The following is an 11,900-nucleotide window of genomic DNA, read 5'->3' as shown; positions in this document are numbered from 1 at the left end:
CTCGCAGCAACCGTCTTGTTCTGGCTTTGATGATCAATGAGTCTGGAACCTAGACAGCATCCCGCCCCGCGGGTGCTGAGAAAATTTGATTGGAGTCTTATTCTTTTCCCGACTTTTGAATTGCCTCAAGGTGTAGACATGCAAGCCAATTCTATTCTCACTCATAAATAAAGCCTTTTTAACTATCCATCTTCAACGCAGACCCTAAGCAAAGCCTTCACCTGTGTGGGCACGCGATTTGCTGCGCAATTCGCTTCCGCCCACCGCCTCTTAAAATGGACAGCTTAGCTGTCCATTTTAAGAGCACTAATAAACGCCTCCTGCGGGATCTCGACCTTGCCGAACTGGCGCATGCGCTTTTTACCGGCCTTCTGCTTCTCGAGCAGTTTCTTTTTGCGCGAGGCGTCGCCGCCGTAGCATTTGGCGGTCACGTCTTTGCGCATGGCGGAGAGGGTCTCGCGCGCGATCACGCGGGCGCCGATGGCGGCTTGGATCGGGATTTTGAACATGTGGCGCGGGATCAGGTCTTTCAGCTTCTCGACCATGGCGCGGCCGCGGGCTTCGGCGCGGTCGCGGTGCACCATCATCGAGAGCGCATCGACGGGCTCTTCGTTGACGAGGATCGACATTTTCACCAAGAAATCTTCGCGATATTCCGAGATCTGGTAGTCGAAAGAGGCATAGCCCTGCGTCACCGATTTCAGCCGGTCGTAGAAGTCGAAGACCACTTCGGCCAAGGGCAGGTCATAGACCACCATGGCGCGGGCGCCGGCATAGGAGAGGTCCATCTGGATGCCGCGGCGGTCTTGGCAGAGTTTCAGCACATCGCCGAGATAGGTGTCGGGCACCATGATCGTGGCTTTGATGCGCGGCTCTTCGATATGGTCGATATAGGTCAGGTCGGGCATATCGGCGGGGTTGTGCAGGTCTTGCACGGTGCCGTCTTTCATATGCAGTTTGAACACCACCGAAGGCGCTGTGGTGATCAGGTCGATGTCATATTCGCGCTCTAGCCGGTCGCGGATGACTTCAAGGTGCAACAGGCCAAGGAAGCCGCAGCGAAAGCCAAAGCCGAGGGCGGCAGAGGTTTCCATCTCGGTCGAAAAAGAGGCGTCGTTGAGCGAGAGCTTTTCGATCGCGTCGCGCAGGGGTTCGAAATCGGCGGCATCGACGGGGAAGAGGCCGCAGAACACCACGGGTTGCGCCGGTTTAAAGCCAGGCAGGGCGGTTTCGCAGCCCTTGCGCTCGGAGGTGATGGTGTCGCCGACGCGGGTGTCGCGCACCTGTTTGATCGAGCCGGTCCAGATGCCGATCTCGCCGGGGCCAAGTTCGGCAATATCGACCATTTGCGGTTTCAGCACTGCCAGTTTGTCGACGCCGTAGACGGCATTGGTTTGCATCATGCGGATGCGGTCACCCTTGCGGATAACGCCGTCGATGACGCGGATCATCACGACCACGCCAAGATAGCTGTCATACCAGCTGTCGACCAGCATCGCCTTGAGGGGCGCGTCGCGGTCGCCTTTGGGGGCGGGCAGGCGGGTGACGATGGCTTCCAGCACGTCGGGGATGCCAAGGCCGGATTTCGCCGAGATCAGGATGGCGTCAGAGGCATCAAGGCCGATCACATCTTCGATCTGTTCGCGCACGCGGTCGGGTTCGGCGGCGGGCAGATCGACCTTGTTCAGCACGGGCACGATCTCGTGGCCGGCATCCAGCGCTTGGTAGACGTTGGCAAGGGTTTGCGCCTCGACGCCTTGGCTGGCATCGACCACCAAAAGCGAGCCTTCAACCGCGCGCATCGAGCGGGAGACCTCATAGGCAAAGTCGACGTGGCCGGGGGTGTCGATCAGGTTGAGGATATAGGTTTTGCCATCCTTGGCGGGATATTCGATCCGCACCGTGTTGGCCTTGATCGTGATGCCGCGCTCACGTTCAATATCCATGCTGTCTAGCATCTGCGCTTTCATATCGCGCGCAGCCACTGTGCCGGTGAGCTGGATCAGCCGGTCAGCGAGGGTGGATTTACCGTGGTCGATGTGGGCCACGATGGAGAAATTGCGGATGAGATCAAGCTGGGTCATGCGCGCGATATAGCTGGTTCCGCGAGGGTCGGGAAGGGGCTTGTGCGACGGAATGAAAACTGGCGTGTCGCCGGTGGCGGCTGCCCTTGAAAAATCGGGCTCAACCGATCATATAGGGGCAAGAAATTGATCTGTGGCCACACGCAAGCCTAGACAGACGCATGAGGCAGCAATGAAAAAAACCTTAGTTCTGGCGCTTTGTGCCGCGGTGGCGATACCTGCTTTTGCGGGGGCGGCAGCGGCTGGGCCGATTGAGCGCGCCTGTAACCGCTCGGATCGCGCCAGCACCAGCCGTGGCTTGTGTTCCTGCATTCAGCAGGTGGCGAATGAGACCCTGCGCCGTGGCGATCAAAGCCGTGCTGCCGGTTTCTTTAAGAACCCCGAAAAGGCCCACAAGGTCTGGATGTCGCAATCAAGATCTGACGATGCGTTTTGGGAGCGCTATAAGGCCTTTGGTGCGCAGGCCGAGGCACGCTGCAAGGGCTGATCTGCTGAGGCTGGGGCAGAGGAAGCGGGGCTTCGCAGCCCCGCCTGTGTGTCAGTTCGAGGGCGCTGGGGCTTCGGCGCCCATTTTGCTGTGATCCATCATCCCCATCGCGCCGGGTTTGCGGGCGTTGTCGACGGGGACGTCGATCTCGACCTTACCTGCATGTTCAAAGGTCAGTGTGATGTGGATGATATCGCCGTCTTTCAGGTCTTTTTTCAGCCCCATCAGCATGACATGATTGCCGCCGCGTTTGAGCATAAGGTCTTGCTCGGCTGCAATTGCAAAGCCTTCGGGGACATGGAGCATTTGCATCACGCCATCGGCGCTGGCGATATGGGTGTGCAATTCGACCTTGTCGGCGATGTCAGAGCTGGCGTCGATCAAGCGCTCGTCTACATCGGCGTGATTTTCAACCTTAAGAAAGATCGCGCCAGAAGCGCCGATGCCGCCGTTGACGCGGGCATATTGGTCCGAGATATGCACCCCGTCATGTGCAAGAGCGGGCCAAGCAATAAGGGTCGCCGCAGCGGCGAGAAGTGTTTGAAGTCGTGTCATGATGTTTCCTATTGAGAGATCGGTTTGAAGCTTGGATCAAAGGAAACGCGGCGGGCCTCGGGCGATTGCTGCGGGGGCTGGGCGACCGGTGCCTGCAACCGTGGTGGCCGGATAGTGGCTGCGCTGGCTGGTTTGCGGCGCCAGCACGGTGATCTGAGCTGGCAGCAGCACCGAGGACAGGGCGGCAAGACATTCGGGGCAGTTGTGATGCGCGGTCAGCGGCTTGCCTGTGGCATCCAGCTGAAGCGTGGTGACGCCCGCGCCTGCCAGATCGGCGCAAATGGTGATCTCGGTCGCGCCCTGCATTTCGGAATGCATCACGGCCGAGCTGACCGAAGTGGCCACCAGCATAAGGGAAAGGAAAAGGCCAAGCATCACGCGCATGGCTGCGATTTACCGCAAGCCCTTGGCAAAGGGAAGGCGGCAGTTTGCCGCCGCATCAGCGGCGGGCAGGAACGGGCGCGCAGGAACAGCAAAAGGCCCCGCTTGGATGCCAAGCAGGGCCTTTGTAATGCTGCAACAGCGATTAGGCTGCGGCTTGTGCCTTGGCGATGTCGCGCTTGATGCGCAGAGCATCAACCGACAGTTCCGCGTCCTTGGCTTTTGCCAAGAAGGCATCCAGACCACCGCGGTGATCGACGGTGCGCAAAGCGGCCGCCGAAATACGCAGTTGGAAAGAACGACCCAGCGTGTCCGAGATCAAGGTGACCTCGTTCAGGTTCGGAAGGAACCGGCGACGGGATTTGTTGTTGGCGTGGCTGACAGTGTTGCCAGACATAGGGCCTTTGCCCGAGAGTTCGCAGACGCGCGACATGGTCGTGTTCCTTGTCAGTTTAGGTCAGAAGGCTGCCCCCCAGAAACAGGCGGCACCAGAATTCGATTTCCGGCGTTTAAGGGGATTATCGGGCCGCGTCAAGGCATCAGGGGCGGCAATTGCACAGGATTCTTTGCGGCGGCGCGGGCAGGCGGGGCGATTTTCTGGCATGATGCGAGGGGCTTAGCGCCACAAAGCCGCAGCTTTGGCAAAATAATTTTGGCGGCAGGCTAGGGGGTGGGCAGATGATTCTCGCCGCGCCCCAGCAGGGTCAGCAGGCGGGCGGCGGCGGTCTCGGGGGTCAGCGCCCCTGCGGCGACCTCGGCCCCCAGTTGCGCCATCACGCCCATGGCCGGGTCGTGATCAAGCACCGAGAGCAAGCCGCGCCGGACCTCTTCGCCAAACCAATGCTGGGCCTGCGCGCTGCGCCGGCCCGCCCAATGGCCATGCTGGCGTCGCCAGGCGATCAGGGTTTCGATCTGCTGCCAAGCGGTGGCAAGCCCTTCATTGGCCAACGCCGAGACCGTCATCGCCATCGGAAAGCCGCTGGGGTCTTGCGGGCGGCGGCGCAGCAGCCGCAGCGCGCCGGCATAATCGGCACAGGTGCGCATCGCGGCCTGTTTCAGATCGCCATCGGCTTTGTTGACCAAAATGATGTCGGCCATTTCCATGATGCCGCGCTTGACGCCTTGCAGCTCGTCGCCGCCGGCGGGGGCAAGCAGCAGAAGGAAGATGTCGCAAAGTTCCGAGACCACGGTTTCGGATTGCCCGACGCCGACGGTTTCGATCAGCACGATGTCAAAGCCCGCAGCCTCGCAAAGCGCCACCGCCTCGCGCGAGCGGCGTGCGACCCCGCCCATATGCGCTTGTGACGGCGAGGGGCGGATGAAGGCGCGCGGGTCGCGCGAGAGCTGCTCCATCCGGGTTTTATCGCCCAGAATAGAGCCGCCCGAGCGCGCCGAAGACGGATCCACCGCCAGCACCGCCACCCGCAGGCCAAGCGCTGTCAGCATCAGCCCGAAGCTTTCGATGAAGGTGGATTTGCCGACGCCGGGGGTGCCCGAGAGGCCGATGCGCAGGGCTTGTTTGGCGGGATCAAGCCGGCCGAGCAGGTCGAGTGCAGCGGCGCGGTGATCGGCGCGCGCGCTTTCCACCAGAGTGATGGCGCGGGCAAGGCTGCGGCGATCTTGGGCGGCGAGGCCAGCGGCGAGGGCGGCAATATCCATGACGGGTCCTTTGTTGGGTTCGTTTTGCCCGATGTGGCGGGGCTTGGCCAGAGGCTTTGGGCGCGGGGGGAAGCGGTGGAGCCTCCGGCGGGGATATTTTGGCCAAGATGAAAGTCGGGCGGCGGCTTTTCATGGGCTGCGGTTTCGGTGATAAGGGCGAGATGAGCGCTTTGCCGATAGAACAGGTTTTGCCCGAGTTGCGGGCGGCATTGGCCGCGCGGGGCATGGCGGTTTTGCAAGCCCCCCCCGGCGCGGGCAAGACCACGATGGTGCCGCTGGATCTTTTGGCCTCGGGCTTGGTGCGCGGGCGGATTGTGATGCTGGAGCCGCGGCGCTTGGCGGCGCGGGCGGCGGCCGAGCGGATGGCCGAGACCCTGGGCGAGGCGGTGGGCGCGCGGGTTGGCTACCGCATCAGGGGCGAGGCCAAGGTCGGCAAGGCCACCCGCATTGAGGTGGTCACCGAGGGCATTTTGACGCGGATGATTCAGAGTGATCCTGAATTGCGCGGCGTTGGGGCTGTGATTTTCGACGAGTTTCATGAGCGGTCTTTGAATGCCGATTTGGGCTTGGCGCTTGCCTTGGAGATCCGGGCGGCGCTGCGCGAGGATCTGATGTTGATCGTGATGTCGGCGACCTTGGATGCGGCGCCGGTGGCCGAGCTGATGGGGGGGGCGCCGGTGGTGACCTCGCAGGGGCGGGCCTTTGCGGTGGAGACGCGGTGGCTGGGGCGCAGCCCTGACGCAAGCCTGCGGTTTGAGGCTGGGGTGGCGGGGCTGGTGCGGCAGGCGGTGGCCGAGACCGAGGGCGGGGTCTTGGTGTTTTTGCCCGGCGAGGGCGAGATCCGGCGGGTTGAGGCGATGCTGGGCGGGCTTACCGGTTGCGAGATACGGCCGTTGTTTGGCGCGATGGATTTTGCAGCGCAGCGCGCGGCGCTGGCGCCTTCGCAGGCGCGCAAGATTGTGCTGGCCACCTCGATTGCCGAGACATCGCTGACCATTCCCGACATTGGCGTGGTGGTGGATGGCGGGCGGGCGCGGCGGGCGCGGTTTGACCCCAATTCCGGCATGTCGCGGCTGGTGACCGAGCGGGTGACGCGGGCGGAGGCCGAGCAGCGGCGCGGGCGGGCGGGGCGGATCGCGGCGGGGGTGTGCTATCGCTATTGGACGAAGGGCGAGGAGGGCGGCTTGGCCGCCTATCCGCCGGCAGAGATTGAGGCGGCGGATTTGACCGGGCTTGCGCTGGAGCTTGCACTTTGGGGCGGCGAGGTGGCTTTGCTGACGCCGCCGAACCCCGGGGCCATGGCCGAGGCGCGGGCGCTTTTGACGGCGCTGGGGGCCTTGGAGGCGGGGCGGATCACGCCGCATGGCCGGGCCTTGGCGGCGCTGCCCTTGCATCCGCGCTTGGCGCATATGCTGCGCCGCGCAGGGCCTGAGGCGGGGCTTTTGGCGGCGCTTTTGGCCGAGCGCGACCCGATCAAGGGCGCGCCGCCGGATTTGGCGCTGCGGATGGCGGCGCTGGCCGATCCGCGCCGGTTTGAGGCCGAGCATCCTTGGCCGGTGTTGCGGCCTGTGGTCGAGCGTATTCGGCAAGAGGCGCGGCGTTTGGAGCGGGGGGCTGGGGTGGCTGTGGCTGCGGATGCGGGCCTGAGCCTTGGGCAGATGGCGGCGCTGGCCTATCCCGACCGCATTGGCCAGCGGCGCAAGGGCGATGCGCCGCGCTTTGTGCTGTCGGGCGGCAAGGGGGCTGTGATGGCGGTTGGCACGCCTTTGGCTTCGGCGCGGTTGCTGGTGGCAACCGATCTGGACGGCGACACCCGCGAGGCGCAGATCCGGCAAGCGGTGGCGCTGTCAGAGGCCGAGCTGCGCGCGCTTTATGCCGCGCAGATCGAGACGCTGGAGGTTTGCATCTGGTCCAAGCGCGAGGGGCGGGTTTTGGCGCGGCGGCAAGAGCGGTTTGGCGCGCTGGTCTTCGGCGATCAGGCTTGGAGCGATGCGCCGCCCGAGGCGATTGCGCGGGCGGCGCTGGAGGGGGTGCGGCTGAATGGGCTGCATTTTAGCCCTGCGGCACGGCGGTTTCGGGCGCGGGTGGCGCTTGCGCGCGGCGGTGATGCCGATAGCGATTGGCCGGATGTCAGCGATGAGGGCCTGATGGCTGCGGCCGAGGCTTGGCTTTTGCCGCATCTGGGCAAATGCCGCAGCGAGGCTGATTTGCGCAGCCTGGATCTGCACGAGCCTTTGCGGGCCTGTCTGACCTGGGATCAGCTGCGGCGGTTGGATCAGCTGGTGCCTGCGCATTTTGAAACCCCCTTGGGCCGCAAAGTGCCGATTGATTACGACGGCGAGGCCCCCGCGATTGAGGTGCGCTTGCAAGAGATGTTTGGCGTGACCCGGCATCCGGTGGTGGGGGCAAAGCAGTTGCCGCTGCGGGTGACGCTGACCTCGCCCGGGCATAAGACCATTCAGGTGACGATGGATATTCCGCGGTTCTGGACCAGCTCTTATTCCGATGTGCGCAAGGATATGCGCGGGCAATACCCGCGCCACCCTTGGCCGGAAGACCCGACGCAGGCAGAGCCTACGCTGCGCGCCAAGCCGCGCGGCACCTAAGCCTAGCTGTTGCTGCCGCCCTGACCTGCGGCGCGGAACCAGCGGACGATTGCCTCGCGCTCGGCGGGTTCAATATAGGACAGGTTGGCGGGGGGCATGGCATGGGTCAGGCCTGCTTGCATATAGATGCGCTCGGCCTCGGCTGCGATTTGGGCCGGGGTTTCCAGCACGACGTTTTTCGGGGCCCAATGGATGCCTTCGTAAACCGGCTCGGCGGCATGGCACATCGAACAGCGGCCCTGCACAATGCTGACCACATCGTCAAAGCCTTGCGCTGAGGCATAGGTCAGCGCGGGGCCGGTCAGGGCGGCCTGTTCGGGGCGCTGGCGCATCGGGGCGGTCGAGAGCCAAGCGATCAGCAAAAACAGCACCACGGTGACAAACCATGTCCAATGCGGGTTGCCTTTGCGGGCGTGTTTGGTGTTGAACCAATGCCGCACCGTGACCCCCATCAGGAAGACAAGGCTGGCGATCAGCCAGTTATACTGGGTCGCAAACACCAGCGGATAGTGGTTTGACAGCATCAAAAACAGCACCGGCAGGGTCAGATAGTTGTTGTGGGTGCTGCGCTGCTTGGCGATTTTGCCGTATTTCGGATCGGGTTTGCGGCCTGCTTTCAGGTCGGCGACCACGATGCGTTGATTTGGCATGATGATGGCAAAGACATTGGCCGACATGATGGTGGCGGTAAACGCCCCCAGATGCAGCAGGGCGGCGCGGCCCGAGAAGACTTGGGTATAGCCCCAAGCCATCGCCACAAGGATCACATAAAGCCCGATCATCAGGCGGGTGTTGTCATCGCCAAAGCGGCTTTTGCAGATCAGATCATAGATCAGCCAGCCAAAGCCCAGACTGCCAAGCGAGATGGCGATGGCCTGCCAAGGCGCCAGATCAGCAACTTCGGGGTCGATCAGATAAAGGTTCGAGCCCATATAATAGACCAGCACCAGCATGGTGAAGCCCGAAAGCCAGGTCGCATAGCTTTCCCATTTGAACCAGGTCAGATGCTCGGGCATCATATCGGGGGCGACCATATATTTCTGGATGTGATAAAAGCCGCCGCCGTGGACCTGCCATTCTTCGCCCGAAGCAAGCGGTGGCAGGCTGGGGGTTTTGCGCAGGCCAAGATCCAGCGCGATGAAGTAAAACGACGACCCGATCCAAGCGATCGCAGTGGTCACATGCACCCAACGCGCAGCGATTTGCACCCATTCCCACAACACAACCCAGTCTGACATTGGCATTCTCCTTCGGTTCAGGCTTAGGCTATACCGCAAGCCACTTCCCTGTTAATCCTGAAAACGCTGGCATCACTTTCAAGATTGAGACGAAAATGGCCTATGTGAACAACATTCGGATGTTTGTGCGGGTTTACGAGTTGGGATCCATGTCTGCGGCTGCGCGCGATCAGCGCACCTCGCCTGCGGTGGCCTCGGCGCGGATCTCGGAATTGGAAAAGCATTTGGGGGTGCGTCTGTTCAGCCGCACCACGCGCAGCTTGCAGCCAACCGAGAATGGCCGGATCTTTTTTGACGGCGCAAAAAAGGTGCTAGAGGCGATTGACGAGGCCGAAGCTGCGGTGATGGATGTGACGCAAAACCCGCGCGGCACGATCTTTGTCTCGGCGCCTTTGGGCGTGGGGCGGCGGTTCATTGCGCCGCATGTGCCGGCCTTTAAGGATATTTACCCACAGATTGATGTGCGCCTGCGGCTGTCGGATCGGGTGATTGACGTCACGGCCGAGGGGCTGGACGTAGCGTTTCATCTGGGGATTTTGGACGATTCCACCTTGAAGGTGCGGCTGATCGCCGATTGCCCGCGCGTGCTGTGCGCTTCGCCTGCCTATGTGGCGCGGCGGGGCATGCCGCTGGATGGCGCGGCTTTGGTCAGTGACAAACACGACTGTTTGAACCTGCGCTTTCCCGGCGCCAAGGAATTTCAATGGGCGCTGCAAACTGCCGATGGGCCAAGGCGGTTTGAGATTGCCGGGCCTTTCGAATCTGATGACGGCGATGTGCTGACCGGCTGGGCCTTGGATGGGCGCGGCATTGTGATGAAGCCGATGTTTGAAGTGGCCGAGCATCTGCGCGAGGGCCGGCTGATCGAGGTGGCAGCGGCCACTCCGCCAGTGCCGACGCAATTGTCGATTTTAAGCCAGCATCGCCGGTTGAAAGACCCCAAAGTTAAACTGTTCACCGATTTCATGGCCGCGCATGTGCGCGATGCGGTGCGCCTGGCGGGAACAGGATAAACGCCGCTGGTTTCAGGGCAGCAACAGAGCAAATTCGTAAGGGTCGCAGAAATGGAACAACAGGATATATTTGACGGGCACAATGATGTGCTGTCTTGTCTGTGGCGCGAAGGCCAGCCTGCGGGGGATGGCTTTTTCAATGGTCGCGGCGGGCATCTGGATTTGGCAGCTTGTCGCGCCGGCGGTTTTGCGGGTGGGTTTTTCGCGGTTTGGTGCAGCACCGATCCGGCCACGGCACCCGACCCTATGGCGCAGTTTCGCGAATTTCCCGCAATAGACCCCGCCCGTGCGCATCGCGAAACCGCCGAGCAGGTGGCGGTTTTGCTGCGGATGGTGCGGGCGCGGCCAGAGGCGATCCGGCTTTGCACCTCTGCGCCACAGATCGAGGCTGCGCGCGCCGCAGGGGCGGTGGCGGCGCTGCTGCATATCGAGGGCTGCGAAGGCATCGGCGCAGGGCTGGACGAGCTGCATCTTTACTATGCCGCAGGCCTGCGGTCTTTGGGGCCGGTTTGGAGCCGCCCGAATATCTTTGGCCACGGCGTGCCGTTCAACTTTCCGGCCTCGCCCGATACCGGGCCGGGGCTGACCGAGGCGGGCAAGCGGCTGCTGGCGGAATGCGAAAGCCTTGGGGTGTTGTTTGACCTGAGCCATCTGAACGAGGCGGGGTTTTGGGATGTGGCGCGGCTGTCAGGGCGGCCGCTGGTGGCCACCCATTCGGGGGCGCATGCGATGACGCCTGCGACGCGCAATCTGACCGACAAGCAGCTTGACGCCGTGGCCGAAAGCGGCGGGCTGGTGGGGCTGAACTTTGGCTGCCAATTCCTGCGCCAAGACGGCCAAAAGCGCGCCGATACCGCCCCTGCCGAGATGCTGCGCCATCTGGAGCATCTGCTGGCGCGGCTGGGCGAAGGCGGCGTGGCGCTGGGGTCGGATTTTGACGGTGCGCTGATGCCCGAGTTTATCGGCAGCGCGCGCGGCTTGCCACATCTGGTAACGGCGATGCAGGATGCGGGCTATGAGGCAGAGCTGATCCGGCGGATTTGCTGGCAAAACTGGCTGGATATGCTGGCCAAGACCATCGGCTAGGGATTTATCATGGCGCATACTGTTATTTTTTGTGCAGGGGCAGGGCAAGCGATGGCAAGCTTGCCGTCTGGATTTGTGGGCTGCCAAATGGCGCGAGCGACATGGACCCAACGCGTCACGGCAGATACGAAAGGCACGCCCATAATGCGCAGACGGAACAAAGGTTCGGCAACCTTTCGGCTTGGTGAGAATGCCACCAGCCCCGATGGCGCGCCGGCGATGCTGACGCTATGATCCGCTATCGGCTGGCGCAGGCGGCGGATGCGGCGCTGATCCACGCGCTGCTGTTGGAGATGGCTGCGGGTGAAGCCTTTGGCGGCAGTGTCGAAAGCCTGCTGGCGCATGGGTTTGGCAAGAGGCCACGGTTTCGGGTGGTTTTGGCCGAAGACCGCGCTGCACAGGCCTTGGGGTTTTGCCTGTTCTTGCCGGAATACAGCAGTTGGCGTGGTGCTATGGGGGTGTTCGTGCAAGACCTCTATTTGCGCCCCAGCGCGCGCGGGCTTGGTGCGGGGCGCGGGCTTTTGGCCGCCGCTTGGGTGCAGGCGCAGGATTGGCAGCCGCAGTTTATCGCGCTGATGGTCAAGCGCAGCAATCTGCCAGCACTTGGGTTCTACCGCAGTCTGGGCTTTGATCTGCGCGAGGCCGCCGATCCGCTGATCCTGTCCGGCGCGGCGCTGGAGGCGGTGTTGGGCGCAGCAGGCTAGGCCCAATCGCCCAGTAGCACATTGCGGGTCACCTGTTCGACGCTGCGGTCTTGCGCGATCAGACCTGCCACCCATTCACAAGAGCCC

Annotated in this window: 11 protein-coding genes; 5 read left to right on the top strand and 6 right to left on the bottom strand. The window is 62.7% G+C overall.

All coding sequences use genetic code 11. The annotated features are described in order from the left end of the window. Positions 1 to 284 precede the first annotated feature (284 nt). On the bottom strand, positions 285 to 2,084 hold the full coding sequence (gene lepA, locus V7Q10_RS14935) for a translation elongation factor 4 (protein ID WP_333869933.1): 1,800 nt from the start codon (positions 2,082 to 2,084) through the stop codon (positions 285 to 287). A 172-nt stretch (positions 2,085 to 2,256) separates the two neighbouring features. On the opposite strand from lepA, the gene V7Q10_RS14930 reads away from it, so the two are divergent. Continuing rightward, positions 2,257 to 2,571 carry a hypothetical protein gene (locus V7Q10_RS14930; RefSeq protein ID WP_333869932.1) on the top strand — a complete coding sequence of 105 codons (315 nt, stop codon included), beginning with the start codon at positions 2,257 to 2,259 and terminating at the stop codon, positions 2,569 to 2,571. Positions 2,572 to 2,622: 51 nt separating this feature from the next. On the opposite strand, the gene V7Q10_RS14925 is transcribed toward V7Q10_RS14930, so the two are convergent. From V7Q10_RS14925 to meaB, 4 genes are all read right to left on the bottom strand, one after another. After that, positions 2,623 to 3,126: a copper chaperone PCu(A)C gene (locus tag V7Q10_RS14925; protein WP_333869931.1), complete on the bottom strand. Its 504-nt coding sequence runs from the start codon at positions 3,124 to 3,126 to the stop codon at positions 2,623 to 2,625. 36 nt (positions 3,127 to 3,162) lie between these two features. Next, a complete protein-coding gene (locus V7Q10_RS14920) occupies positions 3,163 to 3,501 on the bottom strand; it encodes a DUF2946 family protein (protein ID WP_333869930.1) in 339 nt (112 codons plus the stop codon). Positions 3,502 to 3,652: 151 nt separating this feature from the next. Further along, positions 3,653 to 3,940: a 50S ribosomal protein L28 gene (rpmB, locus tag V7Q10_RS14915; protein ID WP_333869929.1), complete on the bottom strand. Its 288-nt coding sequence runs from the start codon at positions 3,938 to 3,940 to the stop codon at positions 3,653 to 3,655. Between the two features lie 230 nt (positions 3,941 to 4,170). Further along, complete coding sequence (meaB, locus tag V7Q10_RS14910; protein ID WP_333869928.1) at positions 4,171 to 5,166, bottom strand: methylmalonyl Co-A mutase-associated GTPase MeaB; 996 nt, start codon at positions 5,164 to 5,166, stop codon at positions 4,171 to 4,173. A gap of 161 nt (positions 5,167 to 5,327) precedes the next feature. Between meaB and hrpB the strand changes: the two genes are divergently transcribed. Then, positions 5,328 to 7,772 (top strand): ATP-dependent helicase HrpB, encoded by a 2,445-nt coding sequence (hrpB, locus tag V7Q10_RS14905; RefSeq protein ID WP_333869934.1) that lies wholly within the window; start codon positions 5,328 to 5,330, stop codon positions 7,770 to 7,772. Positions 7,773 to 7,774: 2 nt separating this feature from the next. Here the strand turns inward: hrpB and V7Q10_RS14900 are convergent, their stop codons facing one another. Next, a complete protein-coding gene (locus V7Q10_RS14900) occupies positions 7,775 to 9,010 on the bottom strand; it encodes a urate hydroxylase PuuD (RefSeq protein ID WP_333869927.1) in 1,236 nt (411 codons plus the stop codon). A gap of 95 nt (positions 9,011 to 9,105) precedes the next feature. Here V7Q10_RS14900 and V7Q10_RS14895 point away from each other — a divergent pair, with 95 nt between their 5' ends. From V7Q10_RS14895 to V7Q10_RS14885, 3 genes are all read left to right on the top strand, one after another. After that, the gene (locus V7Q10_RS14895) at positions 9,106 to 10,023 is read left to right on the top strand and encodes a LysR family transcriptional regulator (protein WP_333869926.1); all 918 of its coding nucleotides are present in this window, start codon (positions 9,106 to 9,108) and stop codon (positions 10,021 to 10,023) included. A gap of 51 nt (positions 10,024 to 10,074) precedes the next feature. Continuing rightward, the gene (locus V7Q10_RS14890; protein ID WP_333869925.1) at positions 10,075 to 11,109 is read left to right on the top strand and encodes a dipeptidase; all 1,035 of its coding nucleotides are present in this window, start codon (positions 10,075 to 10,077) and stop codon (positions 11,107 to 11,109) included. Between the two features lie 230 nt (positions 11,110 to 11,339). After that, the gene (locus tag V7Q10_RS14885) at positions 11,340 to 11,813 is read left to right on the top strand and encodes a GNAT family N-acetyltransferase (RefSeq protein WP_333869924.1); all 474 of its coding nucleotides are present in this window, start codon (positions 11,340 to 11,342) and stop codon (positions 11,811 to 11,813) included. Positions 11,814 to 11,900 lie beyond the last annotated feature (87 nt).

This window comes from Cypionkella sp., assembly GCF_036782355.1.
In the GTDB taxonomy this organism is placed as follows: domain Bacteria; phylum Pseudomonadota; class Alphaproteobacteria; order Rhodobacterales; family Rhodobacteraceae; genus Cypionkella.
The sequence above is the reverse complement of the archived record's forward strand: the minus strand, read 5'-3'. Positions and strand labels throughout refer to the sequence as shown.